Genomic DNA, 19950 nt, shown 5'->3' with positions numbered 1-19950 from the left:
TTGATAGTGATGGTGGCGGATGGCTCGATGTGAACCTTTGTGGTGGCGGGGTAGACGGTGAACTCGGCGGGCTTGTTGTTGGCGAGCCACCAGCGCATCATTTGTTCCTGCATGGCGACGGGGGAGTAGCCGTCGGTGATGAACCATTGGCCTTGAGGGGTGACGCTTTGGGATTTGCCGCTTAGGGTGATGTTGATGGCGTTGTTCTGGACGATGAGTTGGTCGTCCATTTTGAATTCGCGTGAGGATTGGCCTTTCGCGGAGTAGCTGATGGGAGTGATGTTGGCAGAGCTTGCCGTGAAGGTGGTTTCGAGCGGGACTTTGCTGCCGCGGTCGGTGAAGAGGAAGTGTGAGGTGAGGGTGCAGGTGTCGGCTTTCTGCTCGATGGAGTAGGTTTCCTTGCCGATTTCTTTGGCGAATTTGTGGAGGATGAAGGTGCCGGAGGTTGCGGGCTGCTGGGCCTGATTCGCAAAGATGGGTGCAGAGATGGCGAAGAGCAGAGCCAGAAGCCCAGCCGGACTGCGTTTGAGCATGAAAAATCCCTCCGGGGATGGAGGGATTTTATCGGATGAGGTGGTCAGTACTGCGAATTTGCTGCTGTCGCCAGTCCTGGAAGCCCATAGTGTTGAAGCCGCAGTCGATATAGATGGTTTCGCCGGTGATGGCGCTCGCCGGCTTCGGATTGATCGACTTTGCGGGGGAGCGGGAAAGATTACCGTGACGCTTTGAGTCTTGGCTCCAACTTACTCATCTTTTCCACCAAGGTCCTATTGAATGTTTTTGCGCCCTGACTAAACTCAGTTCTGCGATGGCAGTTTGGGCATAGCGCAATGACATAACGGATGCTGTCAGGGCCCTCTTGGGATAGTCGCTTGACATGATGAGCTTCAAGGAAAGGCTCACCATTCACGCCGGTAAATGGGGCTGGATTTAAACAGCCTTCGCATTTTCCTTCGGCTCGCGCTAAGACGTATCTGCGAATTACTTGATTGCGTCGGCGTATAAGGATTTTTCGAACCTGTGCACTGACATTTTTTCGAGACCTGCTGAGAGCAATTTCTCTTAATTCTTGCCTGTTCAAAGTCTCGATTAGCGCGGCTGCTTGTTTATCAGCACGTATGTCAAAGTATTGAGCTGCTAAACGCTGGGAAATTAGAGTTCGAATTTGATTCGTAAGCTCAGGCGATGGAGTTGTGTACATTAGCGGGTAGCGAGCCCAAGCTAAATCAGGAACCTTTTGACGTAATTCCTCCAGAGGAATTGGCGGATCGATAAGTGTAATGAGATCGATGTCGGCACCATATCGATTGGGCCAATCAGTGCGAGGCGTTGTTGCAGAAGAGACTTGTCCGATAGCAAATAACCCCTGCCCGGCAACGTTAATAGTCACCTCATCGCCAATCGATGCCGACTTGGGCACAACCCATGCTCGCGCTTTTCTGTTGCCTCGCGCAGCACGTTCGAGAGTGAATCGATCAGAATTGCGATACCCTCCGTTGAGGAGATGTAGAGGGATTTGTTTGCTCTCATCCTTCATAGGATTAGAAGCCCATAATGTTGAAGCCACAGTCTACGTAGATGGTTTCGCCGGTGACGGCGGATGCTAGTGGGCTGGCTAGGAAGAGCGCTGTGCCGCCGACTTCGGATTGATCGACGTTGCGGTGGAGCGGGGAGCGCTCGACCTGTGCGCTGCGCATGGTGCTTAGGTCGCCGACGCCGCGGGCGGCGAGGGTGTTGATGGGGCCGGCGGAGATGGCGTTGACGCGGATGTTCTTTGCGCCGAGTTCGTAGGCGAGATAGCGGACGGTGGCCTCAAGCGATGCCTTGGCGAGAGCCATGACGTTGTAGTGCGGGACGACGCGCTCCGAGGCGAGATAGGTGAGGGTGAGGATGGAGCCGCCTTCGGTCATGAGCGGGGCGGCGGCTCGGCTGAGCGCGATGAGCGAGTAGACGCTGACTTCGTGCGCGATGCGGAAGCCTTCGCGGGAGGTGTTGATGAACTCGCCTTTGAGGTCGGCCGGCAGGGCGAAGGCGATGGCGTGAACGAGGATGTCGATTTTGCCGTGTTGCTCTTTGAGGGCGGCGAAGACGGACTCGATCTCGGCATCGACGGAGACATCGCACTGGAAGCCGGTGGCTGAGGGCAGTTCGGCGATGAGGCCGTGGGCTTCGAGCTTCATGCGCTCGTTCTGGTAGCCAATGGCGAGGGTTGCGCCGGCGGCGTGGAGCTGCTGGGCGATTCCCCAGGCGATGGAGCGCTTGTTGGCGAGGCCGAAGACTACGGCTGTTTTGCCTTTGAGGTCGATCATGATTGCGAGGGTCTCCTTACCACAGGCGGGCATGGCGGCCCAATCCATCCATAAGATTATCAGCCGGATTTCGGAGCCTCAAGGCTATTACTTGCTGGATTTTAGAGTGGGAGTGGGAGCCCATTCGGGATGTTCCTTGGCTATTTCCTCACCAACTTCACATCCGAGCTTATCAAGCCAGTCGTTAACGCCATCGTCAATCTCCATCAACATGTCTTCCTGATAAATTGTCAATTTTATTTTTAGGGCATCGGAGACATCCGTTATATTGCCTTCGCGGTGCTGCGCTAGGAAGTCTGTTAATTGATTGAGCTCTTCTGTCGTGAAGTATCTTTCATATTCATGCACCCAGATGGCATCGTATTTGTCCGTGTCGAGGCGGTCTTTAATTCTTTTCTGCCATTCTTCCGTGAACCCAGGATTCAAATTTGGATGCTGAGAGTTCAGGCTCTTTGAAATCTGCTCCAGAAAAGGATCAGCATGGACCAGCATGTTCTTTCGAATTCGAGCAGCAGTAATAAAGCCTATGGCCGCTTCGTGGAGTTGGGGAGTGATTTCCACGGGAGGCGGTACAGGTTGTTTTTTGGGGTAATAGGAATGAGTTTCACCTAGCCAACTCCATGCCCGAGGTTTTGCATCGCACGGCGCCACGGATTCTTGCTGTGATGCCACTGCGTAAAGAGGTGCGATGACAAAAACGGTCGCTATTACCGCCGGAGCGAGAAATCTGTGCAGGACTTTCATAGATGCCCTCCAGTGAGATGTAGCCCTCAAATGGACTGCGCGCCTATTCTAACCACCCAGATCGACTAATTCCACTTTGCCTGTCGGGCAGCCGAGGAAGCGGGAGCCGAGGCGTTCGAATTTTTCTACGGAATCGGTGGCGAAGCAGTGGACGTTGGCGCATTCCCTGGTCCCCAAATGCGAGGGACCAGGGGCACCCGCACCCGGATTCTCTTGATCGAAGAGGCGGGCGGCCTGGGCGGCGGTGGCTTCGGCGGAGTCGATGACTTTCATGCCGACGGGGACGATGCTTTCGATGAGTGGGCGCAGGAGCGGGTAATGGGTGCAGCCGAGGACGAGGGTGTCGGGCTGGAGATATGCGGCGGCTGCGTCCATTAGCAGTTCGTCGAGATAGATGCCAATCACTTGTTCGGTGACGGAGTGCCGGGGGGAGTCTTCGGTCCAGCCTTCTTCGACAAGTGGGACGAGGAGTGGGCAGGCTTTTTCGAGAGCGCGCAGGCCGAGGGCCTGGCAAGCGGCGGCGTAGGCGTGGCTCTGTACTGTGGCGTCGGTGGCGATGACGAGGACGTCTCCGGTGCGGGATGCGGCTCGGGCGGCTTGTGCGCCGGGCTGGATGACGCCGAGGACGGGTACGGGTACGGCTTCCTGAATGGCGTCGAGGGCTAGCGCGCTGGCGGTGTTGCAGGCGATGACGAGATACTCCGCGCCTTGCTGGTTGACGAGGAATTGGGCTGACTCGGCGGCGTATTTGGCGATGGTGCGGCGGGATTTTGAGCCGTAGGGAAGGCGCGCTGTATCGCCGAGGAAGGCGTAATGCGCCTGTGGGATGCGCGTGAGCAGGGCGCGGAGGACGGTGAGGCCGCCGAAGCCGGAGTCGAAGACGCCTATGGTGGGGGCCATGGCGTTAGGACTTTCTCAGGGGATGAAATAGTTCAAAAAGTCGGGTGGATAGCGAGCAGAGGTCGCGAAAGACGCTTTGCGTATACGGATTGTTGGTCCCATTTACCCGGAGGATTGCAAGCAGGCCGATTTCGACCCAATTATGAATGTCAAGCATCTGCGGTACAGTGGGAGCATCGTCTCGCCAGAAGGCACTGCGAAGCTCACTCAGCACACCTTCTGCTGTGCCACGATGAACGTAAGCATCCGTCCCGTTCAAATCACTGGTTGATCTCTGGATGCGATATGGTTCGGATTCAAACACGAAGTAGTTGTGCAGGCGCGGATGGAGATGGGTCCAAGCAATGGTTATACCCAATTCCAATGGCATATTAAATCGCGGGGTCCCGTTGGGAGGTGCGCTTAGTTCGACACGCGACAGGTCGTGAATTGAGTACCGGCAGCTTTGGATAAGTTCAAGAATCCGGTCCAGACGACGCGCTCCACCGGGGATTTCCGAGGCAATATGGGGAACAAAGCCTAGCGAGCAGAGACCAACAATGTAAGCGAGATAGAGACTGCGGAATTCTTCATCGTAGGGGATGTTGAGAAAAATGCCTTTTTGATCAATAGGCGGCAGAGGCATTCTTGCGATCTTCTTCCTTTTCGAGGACTCTGCCCCTGGCGCTTGCTTTCTCCGCCTGCATCTGCGCAAACAATTTCTGGGCTAATGCTTCCAGCTCCTTTTGACGGCGCTTCGGAATCCGAAACCGTCTTGCCACTTCTTCAGAAGTTGGATATGGAGTCGTGATGTGAACGGGCCTGGGCATGGCTATATCCATCATACTGCAAGTGCAGTTTTGAGTGAACACAAGGTTATGGTTGCGTGGGTTGCGCAACGACGGCGTCGGCGACGAGGTAGGTGCGGGTGAGGTCCGCGTGGCCGGCGAGGGTGGGGCGCGGCTGGCCATCGACGAGGAAGCGAACCTCTGTGACATGAGGCAGGTTGGCGTGGATGGTGCGGCAGATGGAGAGAACGGTGAGGGTTTCGGTTTCAAGACCCGAAGGGTGACTGGCGACGAAGCTGCCGGCCAGGTTGACGACGGCTAGCTGCGTGCTGGCGGCGTAACTCCCTTCGGGGTTTTCCATGACGGCTACTGGGTTGGCCATGGCCGAACCTGAAGCGGGCAGCAGGAAGACCTGCTGGACTGGAAGCACCTGATTAGGGCCCGTTACGCTGGGAACGGGATGGTTGGCGTCCGGCGTGGCGTAGATTTCGAGGAGTTTACCGAGGATGGCGCGGATGCGGGCTCCGTCTTCAGCGGGTAAGGGAAGAGAGTAGACCTGCTCGCGGAGGCCGTTGTCGTCATCATTGGCTACGACGAGCGTGGCCTGAGCGTCTGCGGCGACGGCGGGAGCCTTGGTGGGCGCGGCGTCATGGCCCTGGATCATCTCCTGGTGGGCGCGCTCGCGCATGTGCCAGAGCATGGCGCCCATCCCCACGGAGGCGAGAACGAGAACGATGAGCAGGATGGTTTGGTAGCGGGGAATCAAGGCTGCTCGGCCTCCGTTTTCCCGTCGGAAGTCTTCCATTGCAGGAGTGCGGCGGCGATGATCTGGGCGATACGCGACTGATAGTCAGCGTTGCCGGGCTCGGAGACAATCTTGTGGCCGGTGTCGCGCTCGGGTGCGAGTTCGAGGACAACGGCGGGGCAGGTCATGCTGTCGATACCGGGCAGTGTGGTGCGGCTGAGCGTGACGTTGATGCCGGCCTGATTGAAGGCGGAGTTGAGGACGCCGGCGAGAGCGAGCGAGCGGGAGACGGCGACAGATTGTGAGGTCTTCCAGGCGGCGAAGTGCGCTGCCGACTGGGCAGGCGTGAGCGAGGAGGTGAAGATGTGCATGCCGTAACCGGATTCGGCGGCATGGAGGCTGATGCAGGCCTGGGCATTGGCGCGGTTGGCTGTTTCAGCGCGTTCGATGGGCGAGAGGGTACGATCCTGCTCGCGGGTGGTGACGACCTGCATGCCGCGCGCGGCCAGGAGTGAGCGCAGGCGGACGCTGAAGGCGAGATCGACGGATTTCTCGTCCTGGCCGTCGATGAGCTTGCCGCCGAGATCGTCTCCGCCGTGGGCTGCGTCGAGTACGACTACGAAGCGTGGAGGCGATGGGACGGGCGCGACGGGAATGGAAGGCGTGGGCGGTTGGGCGGGAGGTTGGACGACAGGTGGAGCGGGGGATTGGGCGAGGAGCGAGGCGGTTCCGCAGAGGAGCGCAAGAATGCCTAAGCGGCTGCGGTATGGCTTGCGGTTGCGGCGCGCGCTGTGAAGGTGGGAAGTTGCCATCAGACGCAAGGGAACAAAAGGAAACTCTGAGCTATGAGCTACTCCGGTTCAGGCTCGATTGTATCTCAGCGAGAAAATCAGATAACGTCTGGCGTGATTTGAGCGTCCAACATTTGATAGTGTGCCTCGTGCTACTATCACGGTCACGTCCCCGCGGCTGTTTCCCGGTGCAGCGGTATGAAAACAATAACAAGATCGAGTTCGATTTTTGGCCAGTGCATCTCCCTGTCAAAGCTTCTCGTCTACGGGCGAGTGTGGGGAGTTGCTGCGCCGGCTTTGCTGGCTGTGTGCTGGCTTGCGGCGGCCGGTTCGGTTGCGGTTTACGGGCAGGATGATCCTTTAAACAAAGTGCATGTTACGCCCCCGCCGGCTTCAACGCCCGCCAATGGCGCGCCTGTGGGTGCGGAAGCTCCCGCGGCGTCAGGCAAGGATGTGACCAAGGCGCATCCGGGCGGAATGATCCGGATGAATGTGAACCTGGTGCTGGTTCCTGTGACGGTGACGGACCCGATGAACCGGCTGGTGACGGGGCTGGAGAAGGACGACTTCAAGATCTACGAGAATAATTCCGAGGAGAAGATCAAGAATTTTTCCAGCGAGGATGCGCCGGTTTCGATCGGCATTGTCTTTGACCTTTCGGGATCGATGACATCGAAGCTGGTGCGGGCGCGGGAGTCGATTCTGCAATTCATCAAGACAGCCAATCCGCAGGATGAGTTTTTTGTGATCGGATTCAACGACCGGCCGGAGCTGGTGGAGGATTTCACGAGCTCAGTGGAAGATATTGAGGCGCGGCTGGCAACGCTGAAGAGCGGGCACAGGACTGCGCTGTTGGACGCGATCTATTACGGCGTGGCGAAGATGAAGGACGCGCGGTATGAGCGGAAGGCGCTGCTGGTGGTTTCCGATGGCGGCGACAACCGCTCGCGCTACACGGAAGGCGAAGTGAAGTCGCAGGTGCGCGAGTCCGATACGGAGATTTATTCGATAGGCATTTTTGATAATTATGCGGCTACGCCGGAAGAGCGCACGGGCCCGATTCTGTTGAATGAACTGTGCGAGGAGACGGGCGGAAGGATGTTTCGCGTGGACGATCTCTCCGAGATGGGCGACATTGCGGAGAAGATTTCGACTGAGCTGCGGAACCAATATGTCATTGGATACACGCCCAAGGATCTGCAGCATGACGGCAAGTGGCGTAAAGTGAAGGTGAAACTGAATCCTCCTCAAGGACTGCCACCGCTGACGGTTCACTCCCGTACGGGCTACTATGCGCCATTGCAATAAAGCGATATTCATAACCATTTTTCTTGCAGGCGCTGTGGTTTCCGCAATGGCGCAGAGCAATCCCGCATCTACTCCCGGTCAGACCCCGGCGCAGGCTCCGGCGGCGGATCGCGACCCGGTGCGCTCGCCGGACGGCAATGCCGCGCCACCCCCCTCTGCGCCAGAGGTGGAGAAAAACGGCGGCGGCTTTATCATGCACACCGATGTGGAAGAGGTGGTGATGTACGCCACCGTGCTGAGAGGCAACCAGATGGTGCAGGATCTGAAGAAAGAAGACTTTCAGGTCTTTGAGGACGGGGCGAAGCAGAATATTCTCAGCTTTCAGCACACGGATCTGCCGGTATCGATCGGGCTGGTGGTGGATAACTCCGGCTCGATGTCAAAGAAGCGGCCCTCTGTGAACAAGAGCGCGCTGGATTTGATTGAGGCGTCCAATCCCGCGGATGAGGCGTTTGTGGTGAACTTTTCCGACGAGGCGTTTATCGATCAGGAGTTCACGAGCGACGTGAACAAGCTGCGCGATGGGCTGGGGCATATCGAATCGCGCGGCGGGACGGCGCTGTATGACGCGGTGGTGGCCTCGGCGGACAAGCTGGCGCAGGATGCGAAACGGCCCAAGCAGGTTCTGATCATCATCACGGACGGCGAGGACAATGCTTCCACGCTGAACCTGGAACAGACGATTCACCGCGTGCAGGAGCTTTCGGGACCGGTGGTGTATACGATCGGGCTGCTCTTTGGCGATGAGATGAGCCGCGCGGAGGTGCGCCACGCCAAGCGCGCGCTGGAGATGCTTTCGGGCGAGACGGGCGGCATGGCGTTCTTCCCCAAGTCGATTGAGCAGATTGACCAGATTGCGGCGGAGGTGGCGCAGGATATCCGAAGCCAGTACACGATCGGGTATCACTCGACGAAACCGAGCACACAGCAGAGCTTTCGGCGCGTGGATGTGACGGCCGCGGAGAAGGGTGAAGGCAAGCTGACGGTGCGGACGCGGACGGGGTATTTCCCGGTGGTGAAGGCGGCGAAGAAGGCGGCGAAGACGGGGAATTAGAGCACAGTATTTATTGGATCGGGCTGGCAGATGGCATAGCCCGTTCTACCTTTGCAGCTTTCATAGCGCGAATAAGCGCTGCATCTATTGTGGCAATAGGAAAGCCGGTATGAAGAGCAAGGTCGAGGTAAGCGGCGTCATAGACGGTGAGTTGATGCTGTAGAGCGAGCTTGCTGAGGCGTGAAGCAGAGCCGAGTTCCGGGGCATGCAACTGAGGCTCGAGTTCAGAAAGCGTTTTAAGAAAATGCTGAATTTTATCGGCTGTCAGACGCTTTCTGCGATGCGCAACGAGTAAAACATTAGCCACTTCATAGACCCATAGCGAAGGAACGGAAATTTTTCGCTCACCTATACATTGGAAGATGGCTATGCTGTGCTGGCGGTCCTGCTCATCGTCAAGCAGCCAATTGATTGTGATGGATGCATCGATAATCCAAGGGATCACCGCCTGCGACCTTCCTCAATCAATTCCCGAATGGTAATTCCGTTGAGGGGAATAGGATTCTCTATAAACTCGCGCATGTTTTCGAGAGCGTTGCGGCGCCTATGTGCAAACTCTGTGTCCTCTTCTTTTTTCGCTTTGATTCCTTCGTGGATGATCTCGTCGATGGAATGAAAGCGGCCGCTGGCGATCTGCTGTTCGACCAGGCGTTCGGTTTCGGGGCTGAGCTGGATGGCCATGATGCGCTCCGTATGGCAATAGGATGGCACATATCGCAATTTAAGGCCACATTTCAGCCGTTAGCTGCTGAGGCGGAGGCTGTTTCTTTTGAGCGCGATAGACTGGAAGTGACAACCTTCTGGAGCCATACTTTTATATGTCTGAATACAAGTACTCGACTCTTGCTGTACATGCGGGGCAGCATCCTGATCCGCTGACGGGCGCGGTGAACGTGCCTCTTTATCTTTCTTCCACTTTTGAGCTGACCGGTATCGGCACGGATCGCGGGTGGGATTACTCGCGTGCGGGAAACCCGACGCGCGACCGGCTGGAGTTTGCGCTGGCGAAGCTGGAGGGCGGCTACAGCGGCCACGCCTTTACGAGCGGCATGGCGGCGATTGCCGCAATGGTGGCGATGCTGAAGGCGGGCGACCATCTGCTCTGCGCGCTCGACGTGTATGGCGGCACGGTACGGCTTTTCAATGAGGTTATCGTACGCTACGGGATCGAGATCGAATATGTGGATATGTCGGATCTCGCGCTGGTGGAGAAGGCCATCCGTCCGAATACAAAGCTGATTTATCTGGAGAGTCCGAGCAATCCGCGGATGGTGTTGACGGATATTGCGGCGGTTGCCAGGATTGCGCACGCGCATGGCATTGAGGTTGGCGTGGACAACACCTTCATGTCGCCTTGCCTGCAGAACCCGATTGCGCTGGGCGCGGACATTGTGATGCACTCGACGACGAAGTACCTGAATGGCCATTCGGATGGCATTGGCGGCGCGCTGATCGGTTCGACACCGGAGCATAAAGAGCGTTTCCTGCTGGTGCAGAAGGCGGCGGGCGGAGTCATGTCGCCGTTTGAGTGCTTCCTGGTACTGCGCGGCATCAAGACCATGCCGCTGCGGATCAAGCAGCATGAGGAGAACGGGCGCGCGGTTGCGGAATATCTGTCGACGCATCCCAAGGTGAAGAACCTGAACTATCCGGGGCTGAAGACGCATCCGCAGTATGAACTGGCGGTGCGGCAGCAGAAGGGCTTTGGCTCGATGCTGAGCATGGACCTGGGCACGCGCGAGAACTGCGCGAAGTTTCTTGCGGCGCTGAAGATCTTTTTGAATGCGGAATCGTTGGGTGGGGTGGAGTCGCTGGCTTCGCACTCGGCTACGACAACGCACGCTACGGTGACGGCGGAAGACCGCGAGGCGATGGGCATTACCGAGGGAATGATTCGGTTGTCTGTCGGTATTGAGGATAAGGAAGATCTGATTGCGGATATTGAGCAGGCCTTAGCTGCGTTCTAGGGCGTACAGCGAGTGCCACTCACCGCCTTTGGATAAGAATAAAAAGAAGGCCTCCCGCTAACCACAGCAAGGAGGCCTCCAGGTTTCTTCGATCCGTCAGTTTTACTGGCCGAACCCGTTGTGGCCGGCATTGGGAATGTTGGTGAGGCGCGTACCCGGCGTCCATGACACGCCACGCAGCACTTCGCCGAACCCCGCTCCCTGCAGCGTCAGAAACCTTTCGTGCGCCGCCTCCGCCGCCGTCGTTGCGCTGGCCTTGTCCGTGATCACGACCAGCTTGTTAGGATCGGCGCCCGTATCGCCCGCGCCGCTCACCGTCGAGGTGATTGCCCAGATCGTCACCGTGCCATCCGGATTCACCTGGCCGGTCAGGTTCCGCAGACCGTCCGTCGCCGGACTCCAGGGGAGCCCGTCAGGATTGCTCGCGTTGGCGCTTCCCACATTCAGCCCCGTCGGATAGCCCGGCACTGTGTATGGTGTGCCCAGATTCAGTCCATTGGTCAGCGCGTAGACCATCTTCCATGTGTTGCTGCTCTCATCCAACACCCACTTTTCCAGGCCGGCGTTCGTCTGCTGCGCCGCGTGGGTATAGAAAGCCGTGTCCACACCGCTCGTCGATCCGTCACCCTCGTCCGCCACATACAGCGTCGTCGGGCTCGCGAACCAGACTCCGAAGGGGAAATTTACCGGGTTCGCGCCCTTGGCTTTGTTCGAGAGCGTCGGGAAGCCCGACAGAATGCACATATTGCTCGGCAGTCCATCCTTGGTCACCGTGGATGACACGAAGCTCAACGGGTCAGCCGGCAGCTTCGCCTCAGGCGAAGGTACGCCCGTTCCGTTGGGGCACGCGGTCCCTGTCGTATCGATGAAGTACACCGTGTTCACACCGTTGCTGCCGCTGCCCTTGGTGGTGTACACCACGTTGTTGTAGACCGTCAGCCCGCGGAAGTTATCGTCCTTGCCGATCTTGTCCGCCGGATCGCCCAACTGCGTCACGGAAAAGCTGCCCAGCGGCGACGGCAGGGGTGGATTTTGCTCACTCTCCGCTTCGTTCGAAAGATCAATGAGCTGTGCTCCCGCTCCCAGGTCCACTTCCAGCGGCTGCGGATTGGAGCCATTGCCGGCGTTTCCCGCCGCGTATATCAGATTCTTGCCGTCCAGGTTGTTCAGGATCGCCGCGCGCCCGTTGTTTCCGCTGTACGCGTTCGTCTCGGTGAAGGTGAAGCGCCCGAATTGGTCAAGCCGCGCCACGACGCGAAAGAAACTCGTTCCCACCGGGTTCGTCGGATCTACCGCCAACGGCGTGTTCGAATTCGAAACGTCCACGGCGTTGACCGGAGCGTTATAGCCCATGAACGTCAGGTAATTTCCATCCAGCGAAAGGTTCAGCCCTATTTCCGACTTTGAGCTGAAGCTGGTAACCATCTGGTTGCTCGAGCTCGTGATACCCCGATCAAGGCTGTTTGGCACTTCAAGGGTGTTGAGCCTCAGTCCGAAGGGTGTTATCTGATCCAGAAAAATCCGCGAGGTGATGCCGAAACTTGCGTCTACCGGCGCGTTGTTGAATACAAAGGGATAGGTTCCGTTATTCACAGCCGTCACGCACGCACCGGTGGAAGGGGCGCACTCCGGCGGCAGCGCTTCGCCTACGCTCACATTGCCAGCCTGGTTGTCGTAAAGGCTGCGGCTCACTACCAGGTTGCCCGGAAAGAGCTGCGGAAATTGTGGAAATGGAAAGCCGAAGTCCTGTGCCGAAAGGCTGAGTGGAAAGGCGAGGGTTGCCACCGCGGCCAAAGCGATGAACCCCTTCTGAATGTGCCGCCCGCGAGCGGGACCGGCTGCTTGTACTGTCATGGGATTGGTGTCTCCTATAAGTCGTGCCGTTGTAGATTTGGCACGCAGCGGCTGATGGTCGCAGATGCAGATGAAGGGCGCGTTAATTTCGGTTAATCCGAATTTTTTTACGAAGAATGAAGCCCTGCTGTTGCGGCAGGGCTTTGTTGTTTATGGCTAATGTCCCATGCTCATGGGGCCGTCGGCTTTGGGCCGCTTCATGAGGAATGGCAGCGGGATCATGATGAAGAGCAGGAAGACCATGATCCATGTGACGTCCACGTAGGCGAGCAGGCGGGCCTGGGTCTGCGCTATGCCGTAGATTTGCGCGCCGGCGTGCTGTACGGCGTCGGCTGCGTGCTGGCCGCGTTGCATCCATGCGCCGGTGAGCGCGTTGCGCATCTGCTCAAAGGCCGGATTGCCGGGTGCGGCATGCTGGTTGAGCATGGCGAGATGGCGCTGGGTGCTGCGCGCCAGAAACGTGGTGACGAAGCTGATGCCGACGGAGCCGCCGAGATTACGCGAGAGCGCGGAGAGGCCGCTGATCTCGTTGTTCTTGTGCTGCGGAATGCCGGCGTAGTTGAGCGTGTTGATGGGAATGAAGAGGAACGGCAGGCCGAGCGCGATGCCGGCGCGCCAGCTTACGGCCATGAAGAAGCTGACGCTCAGATTGAGGTCCGTCATGCGCATCATGCCCATGCTGGTGAGGAAGAAGCCGATGGCGACAAGCAAGCGGGGATCGAATTTGGGCGCGAATTTACCCGCGATGGGAAAGAGAATGATAAGCACGATGGCGCCGCTTGAGACAGCCATGCCGGCCTGGCGCGCGGTGTAGCCCATGATTTCCTGCAAGAACTGCGGGATGAGCACGGTACTGGAATAGAGCGCTACGCCCACCATGAAAAGCACGAACTGGCTCATGGCGGTATTTCGTCGGGCGAATAATCGCAGGTCCAGGATGGGGTGCTTGATGACCAGCTCACGCCAGATGAAGAGCACAAGGCCGGCGGCGGCGATCACAGCGCAGGTAACGATGAGGCTTGAAGAGAACCAGTCGTCCTCCTGGCCTTTGTCGAGCAGGATCTGGAGAGCGCCGATGGCGACAACGAGCAGACCAAGGCCCCAGTAATCGACGCCTTCCTTGCGCTTGCGGCTCTCGGCGAGATACGGCGGGTCTTCGACGAGGCGATTCGAGAAATAAAGCGAGATGATGCCGACCGGGATGTTGAGAAAGAAGATCCAGCGCCAGGAGTAATTGTCGATGATCCAACCGCCGACGGTGGGGCCGATGGCGGGGGCCATGACGACGGCCATGCCGTACATCGCGAAGGCCATGGAGCGCTTTTCGGGCGGGAAGGTGTCTGCGAGGATGGCCTGCTCACTGGGCTGGAGGCCGCCGCCGGCTGCGCCCTGCAGTACGCGGCACAGGACGAGGATGCCAAGCGAGGGAGCGATGCCGCACAAGAAAGAGCAGATGGTGAAGGCCAGTACGCAGCTCATGTAATAGCGTTTGCGTCCGATGCGGTTGGCGATCCAGCCCGAAATGGGCAGCACCATGGCGTTGGCGACGAGATAGCTGGTGAGCACCCAGGTGGCTTCATCCTGGCTGGCGGAGAGCGTGCCGGCGATGTGTCCCATAGCCACGTTGGCGATGGAGCTGTCGAGAGCCTCCATGAAGGTGGCCAGTGTGACCGTGAAGGCGATGGCCCAGGGGTTGGCGCGTGGGCGCCAGACGTCATGGAACGAGAGTGCGGGTGCTGTCGCCGTGGCGGCCAAAAAACTGCTCCTTCAGTTGTCGTACATGAGTATTCAGACTACTAGATGCAGTCGTTGTAATTGAGTATTCAGAGTTATGGACGTCACCTGGGGTATACCTGTGGTTGGCAGTTCTGTGGAAAGGGATATTTTGTGAATCGAACGGTATCTATTCTGGTGCTGATTGTTGCCGCTTCGCTTGAAGCGGGCGGGGATGCCCTGATGCGGATCGGGCTTCATTCCACCGCCATCTGGAGCAGGCTGGCGTTTTTTGCTGTGGCCGCGGTGGTTCTCTTTGCTTATGGCTGGACCGTGAATGCTCCTCCGTGGGATTTTGGGAAATTGCTTGGGTTGTACGTTGTCTTCTTTTTTGTCATTGCGCAGCTTACTTCGTGGGTGGTGTTCAAGCAGGCGCCTTCCGCTATGGTTCTCTTTGGCGGCTGCCTCATTGCGGCGGGCGGAATCGTGATCGCGCTGGCTAAGGCGTAGCAGCAGAGGATGTGTCATTCTGGTGGTTATGTTGGAGCCTGCTGACAAGCCATTGCTGGTGCTGGGAATCGACACCTGCGGACCGGAGGGATCGGTGGCGTTGGGACGGTTGCGCGACCTGGAGACAGATCCGGTTGTAACCCCCGGCCTTCTAAGCCGGTGGTCTAACAAAGTCGCGGTTGAGATTCTGGGGCAGACGGAACTGGAAGGACGGAGCTACTCGGCGAAGCTGGTGACGGCGGTGGGGGATCTGCTCTGCGGCCACGGAGTGAAGCTGCGGGATGTGGGCTGCATTGTGGCGGTGAACGGGCCGGGAAGCTTTACCGGCGTCCGCGTGGGGCTAAGCACGGTGAAGGGCTTTGCGATGGGCGCGGGGATGCCGGTGGTGGCGATTTCTCGGCTTGCGGTGCTTGCGGGGAAGGCTCGGGTGAATGCCGCGGCGCTGGATGCGCATCGCGGAGAGGTCTTTCTGCGAATGACTGGCGGGGAGCTTCTGGCTGGAGCGGACGAACTGGCGGAGATTGCTGCGCCGGAGCGCGTAGCGGTGTGCGATGAGGCTGCCGCGAAGGTGCTGCACGCGGCCTGGGCTGAAGTGAAACTGGTCGAGGTGGCAGCGCCGACAGCGGCGGACGCGCTGGAGCAGGCTGCTCCGCGCGTGCTGGCGGGGGATTTTGTGGAACTGGCGCTGCTGGACGGAAATTATCTGCGACGGCCGGATGCGGAGATTCATTTTGGAGCATCGGCGTGAGCACGGAAGTACGGGTGCGCCGGATGAAGGCGGCGGATGTAGAGGCTGTGGCGGCTTTGGCTGCGGGCCTGCCTGCGGCGCCACAGTGGCAGCGGGATGCGTATCTGGCGGCTCTCGACCCACAGGCCAGATCGGTGCGGATTGCGCTGGTTGCGGAGACTGCGGCGGCGGGGTTGATTGGGTTTACCGTCGCTTCTGTGATTTCGCCGGAGGCTGAGCTGGAGTCGATCGCCGTATTGCGCGAGTTTCAGCGGGCAGGTGTGGCGCGGCGGCTCTTTGAGTTTCTAGTGGCCGAGCTGGCCGCGACAGGGGTAAAGGTCGTGCTGTTGGAGGTACGTGCCTCGAATGAAGCGGCGCTGAGTCTGTACCGGGTTCTGGGATTTGCCGAAGCTGGGCGGCGGACCGGTTACTACGCTCATCCGGCGGAAGATGCGGTGCAAATGCGGCGGGGAATTGAATAGTTTCCTGGTGATGCGGGTCACGGGGCGTTTGTTCCCGGTTAAAAATCCACAGGAATCGAGCACTTTTCCGTCGTTTCCTCTTGTAGAGAGTGCGCCAGCGGAGCTATATGTAATAGGTCTGTAACCTGAGGAGGTGCCTATGGATGAAATTCAGGATTCGCTGAGCGAAGAATTGAACCGCCTGCACTCCGAACACCACCGCTACGCTCAGCGACTGGATGAACTGATTCAGAAGCCATATCTTTCCGAGGATGAGCAACTGGAAGAGATACGACTGAAGAAGCTGAAACTCCATGCAAAAGACCTGATTTACGCCATTGAACGACGGGCTTCGCTGGCTGTGGTCTAAAAGGTGGATTGAATACAGGCGGAGCGGTGCGGCGCTGGTTTCACGCAGCAGGCTCAAGCCCAGGTGTGTGTCTGCCTGCGCAGTGAAAGCGATTGAACCGTATAATCGTTGAGACAAGATGGTTCGCGACGGTTACATTTACGGTTTGAGCCTGCTGGCGGTGGCTGCGGTACTGGTGTGGCTTACGGGCGTATGGACCTGGGGCATCGCGCCGGTTCTGCTGGCCGCTTTTTTTCTGTGGTTTTTCCGGAATCCTAGCCGGTTGATTCCCGCAGGGGATGGGTTGATTGTCTCTCCGGGAGACGGGCTGGTGACGGAGACGGTGCGCATTCAGACGCCTGAGGGCGAACGGCAGCGGATCAGCATTTTTCTGAGCGTCTTTGATGTGCATGTAAACCGCTCGCCAATCTCCGGCGTGTTGAGCACGGTTCGCTACCAGAAGGGGAAGTATCTGAACGCCATGAACCCGGCCAGCGCCGAAAGCAACGAGCAGAATGTTGTGACGGTGCGCGGCGAGGGCATGGAGGTTACCTTCAAGCAGATTGCAGGGTTGCTGGCTCGGAGAATTGTTTTCGACTACAAGCAAGGCGACCTGGTGGAGCGCGGCCAACTCGTGGGGCTGATCAAGTTCGGCTCGCGCGTGGACGTGGTGGTGCCTGCCGAGGCCGAGCTATTGGTGAAGGTGGGCCAGCGTGTCAAAGGTGGAACGAGCGTGCTGGCGATGATGGGCGAAGGCGCTCTTGTCTCCCGCATTGAAACCGATCTGAGCCGGCAGATGCGCGCAAAGCTGGGCGAGATTGCGGGCGAGGCTGCTGGTCAGGGGGCGGGGCTCTGATGCCGAACCGCGACCAGTCAGCGGCACGGGCACACGCTCAGGCGCAACTGCGGCGCGGCATGTATCTGCTGCCTTCTCTGTTTACGGTAGGCAATATCGCCGCCGGCTACTACGCCATTCTGGAGATGCTTGCAGCGCTGGTGAGCAGCGGAGAAGCGCACACGCGCCTGGATCATGCAGCAATTGCGATCCTCTTTGCGATTCCCTTTGACGCGCTGGACGGCCGGATTGCGCGCATGACGAATACGACGAGCGAGTTTGGCAAAGAGCTGGATTCGCTGGCGGATGCGATCACATTTGGCGTGGCGCCGAGCCTGCTGGCGTATGTGTGGGGCGTGCATTTTCTGCCCGAGACGATTCGGCCGACCTGGTGGCCGGATCTGCGGCAGGACCTGGTGTGGGCGGGCGGATTCATCTGCTTTGTTTACCTGATTGGCGGCGTCTCAAGGCTGGCGCGGTTCAATATCAGCCCGGACGCACAGCCGAGAAATCCGGGCCGACCTGGACGGAAGTATTTTGTCGGTATGCCGATTCCGGCGGCGGCGCTGGTTGTGGCCAGCACGGTGCATTTCTTTGGCGCGTATCCGAACCAGGCGTGGTGGGTGGCGCTGGTGTGGATGGCCGTGGTGGGCGCTTGCGGCTTCCTGATGGTGAGCACGTGGCGCTTCTGGTCCGGCAAGGAGATCAACTTCGGGCGCAGCCATCCGTTCCAGATTCTGCTGGTGCTGGCGATTGTGCTGTTTCTGATTTTGCGGTTCTCGCAGGGAGTGCTGTTCAGCGCGGCGCTGCTCTACCTGTTCTCCGGGTTGTGGGCGCGCGCGGCGTACTCATGGAGCTGGCGGAGACGGAAGCGGCTGGATTCGGCTTCGGGTAAGGCGGGCAACCCGCACTCCGGACCGGAGCCTGACTCGCTGACCGGCTCGCTTCGGCCATAACTTTTCTCTTCCCTTTGTGCCGTATTGCATCGATTATCGAAAAGCGGAAATTCATGCATCAAAATTCAAAGTGAAATTCAGAATGAAGGACGATACGTGTACAAGATTGCAATTGCCGGCGCTTCTACGCTGCTGGGTAAGGAACTGAAGGAAGTGCTCTCGGAGTCGCCGCTGGCGGCGGCAAGCTTTACGCTGCTGGATGACGAGCAGGGCCAGGGACAGCTCGACCAGGTGGGCGACGAGGTGACTTTTGTTCAGGCTTTTGAGCCGGATTCCTTTGATAAGGCGGACTTCACGTTTTTCTGCGGATCGGAGACGCTGACGCGGCTTTATTGGCAGAATGCGCTGCGGGCTGGATCGACGGTGCTGGACCTTTCCGGCGCGCTTGAGGGCGAAGCGGGAGTGCTGGTGCGCGCGGCGTGGCTGGGCGGCGGAGCCGGGCCCGCTGATCTGCTGACGCAAGCTGTGATTCCGGCGCATCCGGCGGCGCTGGCGCTGGGGCTGCTGCTGGGCCGCATTGGGCAGTCTGCGCCGGTGCGAAGCGCGGCGGCGACGCTGCTGGCTCCGGCGAGCGAGTTTGGTCGCGGGGCTATGGATGAGTTGCACCAGCAGACGGTGAATCTGCTCAGTTTTCAGGGGCTGCCGCGGGCCATTTATGACGCACAGGCAGCCTACAACCTGCTGTGCGGCATGGGTGAGAACTCGCAGGTAAACCTGCAAAAGCTGGAAGAGCGGGTTCGGCGGGATTATGCGGTTCTGGGCTTGGGACGTTGGCCGGCTCTGGCTCTGCAGACGATTGCCGCGCCGACCTTTCACGGCCACGCGTTCACTATTTCCGTGGAACTGGAGCGGCCTGTGGCGATTTCGATGATCGAAGAGGCGCTGAGTGGAGACCATGTGGACCTGGTTCTGGAGGACACGGATTCGCCATCCAACCTGGCCGCTACGGGGCAGAATGACGTGCTGGTGCGGTTGCGACCGGTGGTGGAAGGGCGGAATCCATCCCAGGTGACGCGGTTCTGGCTGTGGGCGGCGTCTGACAATCTGCGGTTGAGTGCGCAGAATGCTGTGGATTGCGCGCTGGATTTGCGGCGGCTTAGGCCGAAGGGGCTGGTGCAGTAAATAGGTTAGTTTGGGATCTGGCACCAAGGTAAGACGAAATTTCATCGTCTTACCTTGACTTGTTGTCTTACCTGCGCGAAGATGTAAGACGTGAATGCGATGATTAAGCCGGCTATGGATACCGAAACACTCACGCTGGATTACTCCATTTCGCCACACAGGGCGACGATGAGCTCCAAAGGGCAGGTTGTGATTCCGGCGGCGATCCGACATGAGCTTGGGATTGAGCCAGGAATGTTTCTAGTGATGCGCGTTGCGGAGGGCCGAATCGTCATGGTCCCACAGAAGCGGCTGACCTGGAGAGATTTGCGCGGCATTACAGCTGGCGGACCTTCTATGACGGATGAACTGCTGGAAGATCGGCGCTTGGAGCGGGAACGTGAATTAAGGGAAGAGGGCTGGTAAGACCGAGGATGACAATTTACGTTCTCGACGCATCAGCAGCACTTCGGTATATCGACGACGAAGCTGGAGCAGACCGGGTAGACGCAGTTTTCAGCGATTGCGATGCTGGGATTGCAAGCATATGTATATCGGCCGTGCAGTGGGGTGAAATTGCGATGAAACTCCGCAAGAGGCTCGGCGCCGGGAATGAGGCTACAATCCTGGAAAGTTTTCTTCCGGATGGGGCAACAATAATTGCAGTTGATGCGGAACGAGCAGTACACGCGGGAAGTCTGCGAGTTGATCGCGGCATTTCATACGCCGATGCTTTTGCGCTGGATCTGGCGATGAAGTCGCCGGAGCATGTTCTGGTTACGGCGGATTATGGCTTCAAGGCTGTTGAGGATCTGGCGAAGATCGAATTTTTACCTGCAAAATAATTCATTTACAACGC

23 protein-coding genes and 1 pseudogene are annotated in these 19950 nt (G+C 58.5%); 12 read left to right on the top strand and 12 right to left on the bottom strand.

Annotated features, from left to right (window positions below):
* From ABSG47_RS08330 to ABSG47_RS08295, 8 genes and pseudogenes are all read right to left on the bottom strand, one after another.
* A pseudogene (locus ABSG47_RS08330) lies at nucleotides 1-533 on the bottom strand (amidohydrolase family protein); the annotation flags it as partial.
* A gap of 179 nt (nucleotides 534-712) precedes the next feature.
* On the bottom strand, nucleotides 713-1390 hold the full coding sequence (locus ABSG47_RS08325) for an HNH endonuclease (RefSeq protein ID WP_424168761.1): 678 nt from the start codon (nucleotides 1388-1390) through the stop codon (nucleotides 713-715).
* 151 nt (nucleotides 1391-1541) lie between these two features.
* Entirely contained in the window at nucleotides 1542-2309 is a 768-nt protein-coding gene (locus ABSG47_RS08320; protein WP_424168759.1) for an enoyl-ACP reductase FabI, read from the bottom strand.
* Nucleotides 2310-2396: 87 nt separating this feature from the next.
* On the bottom strand, nucleotides 2397-3053 hold the full coding sequence (locus ABSG47_RS08315) for a DUF2059 domain-containing protein (protein WP_424168757.1): 657 nt from the start codon (nucleotides 3051-3053) through the stop codon (nucleotides 2397-2399).
* Between the two features lie 48 nt (nucleotides 3054-3101).
* Nucleotides 3102-3953, bottom strand: a complete 852-nt coding sequence (gene murI / locus ABSG47_RS08310) for a glutamate racemase (RefSeq protein WP_424168755.1) — start codon at nucleotides 3951-3953, stop codon at nucleotides 3102-3104.
* Nucleotides 3954-3957: 4 nt separating this feature from the next.
* Entirely contained in the window at nucleotides 3958-4578 is a 621-nt protein-coding gene (locus ABSG47_RS08305; RefSeq protein ID WP_424168753.1) for a hypothetical protein, read from the bottom strand.
* 230 nt (nucleotides 4579-4808) lie between these two features.
* Nucleotides 4809-5486 carry a GerMN domain-containing protein gene (locus ABSG47_RS08300; RefSeq protein ID WP_424168751.1) on the bottom strand — a complete coding sequence of 226 codons (678 nt, stop codon included), beginning with the start codon at nucleotides 5484-5486 and terminating at the stop codon, nucleotides 4809-4811.
* Nucleotides 5483-6277 (bottom strand): N-acetylmuramoyl-L-alanine amidase family protein, encoded by a 795-nt coding sequence (locus ABSG47_RS08295; RefSeq protein WP_424168749.1) that lies wholly within the window; start codon nucleotides 6275-6277, stop codon nucleotides 5483-5485. Before ABSG47_RS08295 ends, ABSG47_RS08300 begins: the two co-directional genes overlap by 4 nt.
* Nucleotides 6278-6454: 177 nt before the next feature.
* Here ABSG47_RS08295 and ABSG47_RS08290 point away from each other — a divergent pair, with 177 nt between their 5' ends.
* Both ABSG47_RS08290 and ABSG47_RS08285 read left to right on the top strand, forming a co-directional pair.
* The gene (locus tag ABSG47_RS08290) at nucleotides 6455-7564 is read left to right on the top strand and encodes a VWA domain-containing protein (RefSeq protein WP_424168747.1); all 1110 of its coding nucleotides are present in this window, start codon (nucleotides 6455-6457) and stop codon (nucleotides 7562-7564) included.
* 34 nt (nucleotides 7565-7598) lie between these two features.
* Nucleotides 7599-8618 carry a VWA domain-containing protein gene (locus ABSG47_RS08285; protein WP_424168745.1) on the top strand — a complete coding sequence of 340 codons (1020 nt, stop codon included), beginning with the start codon at nucleotides 7599-7601 and terminating at the stop codon, nucleotides 8616-8618.
* Between the two features lie 10 nt (nucleotides 8619-8628).
* Here ABSG47_RS08285 and ABSG47_RS08280 read toward each other — a convergent pair whose 3' ends face one another.
* Nucleotides 8629-9063, bottom strand: a complete 435-nt coding sequence (locus tag ABSG47_RS08280) for a type II toxin-antitoxin system VapC family toxin (protein ID WP_424168743.1) — start codon at nucleotides 9061-9063, stop codon at nucleotides 8629-8631.
* Complete coding sequence (locus ABSG47_RS08275) at nucleotides 9060-9299, bottom strand: hypothetical protein (RefSeq protein WP_424168741.1); 240 nt, start codon at nucleotides 9297-9299, stop codon at nucleotides 9060-9062. Before ABSG47_RS08275 ends, ABSG47_RS08280 begins: the two co-directional genes overlap by 4 nt.
* A gap of 137 nt (nucleotides 9300-9436) precedes the next feature.
* On the opposite strand from ABSG47_RS08275, the gene ABSG47_RS08270 reads away from it, so the two are divergent.
* Entirely contained in the window at nucleotides 9437-10585 is a 1149-nt protein-coding gene (locus ABSG47_RS08270; RefSeq protein ID WP_424168740.1) for a trans-sulfuration enzyme family protein, read from the top strand.
* A 102-nt stretch (nucleotides 10586-10687) separates the two neighbouring features.
* On the opposite strand, the gene ABSG47_RS08265 is transcribed toward ABSG47_RS08270, so the two are convergent.
* Both ABSG47_RS08265 and ABSG47_RS08260 read right to left on the bottom strand, forming a co-directional pair.
* Entirely contained in the window at nucleotides 10688-12439 is a 1752-nt protein-coding gene (locus tag ABSG47_RS08265; RefSeq protein WP_424168738.1) for a hypothetical protein, read from the bottom strand.
* 156 nt (nucleotides 12440-12595) lie between these two features.
* On the bottom strand, nucleotides 12596-14194 hold the full coding sequence (locus tag ABSG47_RS08260) for a DHA2 family efflux MFS transporter permease subunit (RefSeq protein WP_424168736.1): 1599 nt from the start codon (nucleotides 14192-14194) through the stop codon (nucleotides 12596-12598).
* Between the two features lie 132 nt (nucleotides 14195-14326).
* On the opposite strand from ABSG47_RS08260, the gene ABSG47_RS08255 reads away from it, so the two are divergent.
* The 9 genes from ABSG47_RS08255 (at nucleotide 14327) to ABSG47_RS08215 (ending at nucleotide 19936) form a co-directional block, all read left to right on the top strand.
* Nucleotides 14327-14662 carry a hypothetical protein gene (locus tag ABSG47_RS08255; RefSeq protein WP_424168734.1) on the top strand — a complete coding sequence of 112 codons (336 nt, stop codon included), beginning with the start codon at nucleotides 14327-14329 and terminating at the stop codon, nucleotides 14660-14662.
* A 28-nt stretch (nucleotides 14663-14690) separates the two neighbouring features.
* A complete protein-coding gene (tsaB, locus tag ABSG47_RS08250; RefSeq protein ID WP_424168732.1) occupies nucleotides 14691-15410 on the top strand; it encodes a tRNA (adenosine(37)-N6)-threonylcarbamoyltransferase complex dimerization subunit type 1 TsaB in 720 nt (239 codons plus the stop codon).
* The gene (locus tag ABSG47_RS08245; RefSeq protein WP_424168730.1) at nucleotides 15407-15871 is read left to right on the top strand and encodes a GNAT family N-acetyltransferase; all 465 of its coding nucleotides are present in this window, start codon (nucleotides 15407-15409) and stop codon (nucleotides 15869-15871) included. The genes tsaB and ABSG47_RS08245 overlap by 4 nt, the downstream gene beginning before the upstream one ends.
* A gap of 139 nt (nucleotides 15872-16010) precedes the next feature.
* On the top strand, nucleotides 16011-16220 hold the full coding sequence (locus ABSG47_RS08240; RefSeq protein WP_424168728.1) for a DUF465 domain-containing protein: 210 nt from the start codon (nucleotides 16011-16013) through the stop codon (nucleotides 16218-16220).
* Between the two features lie 118 nt (nucleotides 16221-16338).
* Nucleotides 16339-17055, top strand: a complete 717-nt coding sequence (locus ABSG47_RS08235; protein ID WP_424168726.1) for a phosphatidylserine decarboxylase — start codon at nucleotides 16339-16341, stop codon at nucleotides 17053-17055.
* Nucleotides 17055-17990 carry a CDP-alcohol phosphatidyltransferase family protein gene (locus ABSG47_RS08230; protein WP_424168724.1) on the top strand — a complete coding sequence of 312 codons (936 nt, stop codon included), beginning with the start codon at nucleotides 17055-17057 and terminating at the stop codon, nucleotides 17988-17990. Before ABSG47_RS08235 ends, ABSG47_RS08230 begins: the two co-directional genes overlap by 1 nt.
* Before the next feature lie 96 nt (nucleotides 17991-18086).
* Nucleotides 18087-19112 carry an Asd/ArgC dimerization domain-containing protein gene (locus ABSG47_RS08225; protein WP_424168722.1) on the top strand — a complete coding sequence of 342 codons (1026 nt, stop codon included), beginning with the start codon at nucleotides 18087-18089 and terminating at the stop codon, nucleotides 19110-19112.
* Between the two features lie 99 nt (nucleotides 19113-19211).
* A complete protein-coding gene (locus ABSG47_RS08220) occupies nucleotides 19212-19517 on the top strand; it encodes an AbrB/MazE/SpoVT family DNA-binding domain-containing protein (RefSeq protein ID WP_424168764.1) in 306 nt (101 codons plus the stop codon).
* 8 nt (nucleotides 19518-19525) lie between these two features.
* Nucleotides 19526-19936 (top strand): PIN domain-containing protein, encoded by a 411-nt coding sequence (locus tag ABSG47_RS08215; RefSeq protein WP_424168720.1) that lies wholly within the window; start codon nucleotides 19526-19528, stop codon nucleotides 19934-19936.
* The last annotated feature ends 14 nt before the right edge of the window (nucleotides 19937-19950 follow it).

Origin of the sequence: Occallatibacter sp., assembly GCF_049510455.1 — a bacterium.
Lineage (GTDB): Bacteria > Acidobacteriota > Terriglobia > Terriglobales > Acidobacteriaceae > Telmatobacter.
This window is presented reverse-complemented; position numbering and strand designations above follow the sequence as displayed.

Excerpts from the sequence above, each read along its gene's own strand:
- ABSG47_RS08315 (WP_424168757.1), bottom strand. The coding sequence starts at position 3,053 with ATGAAAGTCCTGCACAGATTTCTCGCTCCGGCGGTAATAGCGACCGTT.
- ABSG47_RS08275 (WP_424168741.1), bottom strand. The coding sequence starts at position 9,299 with ATGGCCATCCAGCTCAGCCCCGAAACCGAACGCCTGGTCGAACAGCAG.
- ABSG47_RS08220 (WP_424168764.1), top strand. The coding sequence starts at position 19,212 with ATGATTAAGCCGGCTATGGATACCGAAACACTCACGCTGGATTACTCC.
- ABSG47_RS08235 (WP_424168726.1), top strand. The coding sequence starts at position 16,339 with ATGGTTCGCGACGGTTACATTTACGGTTTGAGCCTGCTGGCGGTGGCT.
- murI (WP_424168755.1), bottom strand. The coding sequence starts at position 3,953 with ATGGCCCCCACCATAGGCGTCTTCGACTCCGGCTTCGGCGGCCTCACC.
- ABSG47_RS08265 (WP_424168738.1), bottom strand. The coding sequence starts at position 12,439 with ATGACAGTACAAGCAGCCGGTCCCGCTCGCGGGCGGCACATTCAGAAG.
- ABSG47_RS08215 (WP_424168720.1), top strand. The coding sequence starts at position 19,526 with ATGACAATTTACGTTCTCGACGCATCAGCAGCACTTCGGTATATCGAC.
- ABSG47_RS08230 (WP_424168724.1), top strand. The coding sequence starts at position 17,055 with ATGCCGAACCGCGACCAGTCAGCGGCACGGGCACACGCTCAGGCGCAA.
- ABSG47_RS08305 (WP_424168753.1), bottom strand. The coding sequence starts at position 4,578 with ATGCCTCTGCCGCCTATTGATCAAAAAGGCATTTTTCTCAACATCCCC.
- tsaB (WP_424168732.1), top strand. The coding sequence starts at position 14,691 with ATGTTGGAGCCTGCTGACAAGCCATTGCTGGTGCTGGGAATCGACACC.
- ABSG47_RS08295 (WP_424168749.1), bottom strand. The coding sequence starts at position 6,277 with ATGGCAACTTCCCACCTTCACAGCGCGCGCCGCAACCGCAAGCCATAC.
- ABSG47_RS08290 (WP_424168747.1), top strand. The coding sequence starts at position 6,455 with ATGAAAACAATAACAAGATCGAGTTCGATTTTTGGCCAGTGCATCTCC.
- ABSG47_RS08320 (WP_424168759.1), bottom strand. The coding sequence starts at position 2,309 with ATGATCGACCTCAAAGGCAAAACAGCCGTAGTCTTCGGCCTCGCCAAC.
- ABSG47_RS08270 (WP_424168740.1), top strand. The coding sequence starts at position 9,437 with ATGTCTGAATACAAGTACTCGACTCTTGCTGTACATGCGGGGCAGCAT.
- ABSG47_RS08240 (WP_424168728.1), top strand. The coding sequence starts at position 16,011 with ATGGATGAAATTCAGGATTCGCTGAGCGAAGAATTGAACCGCCTGCAC.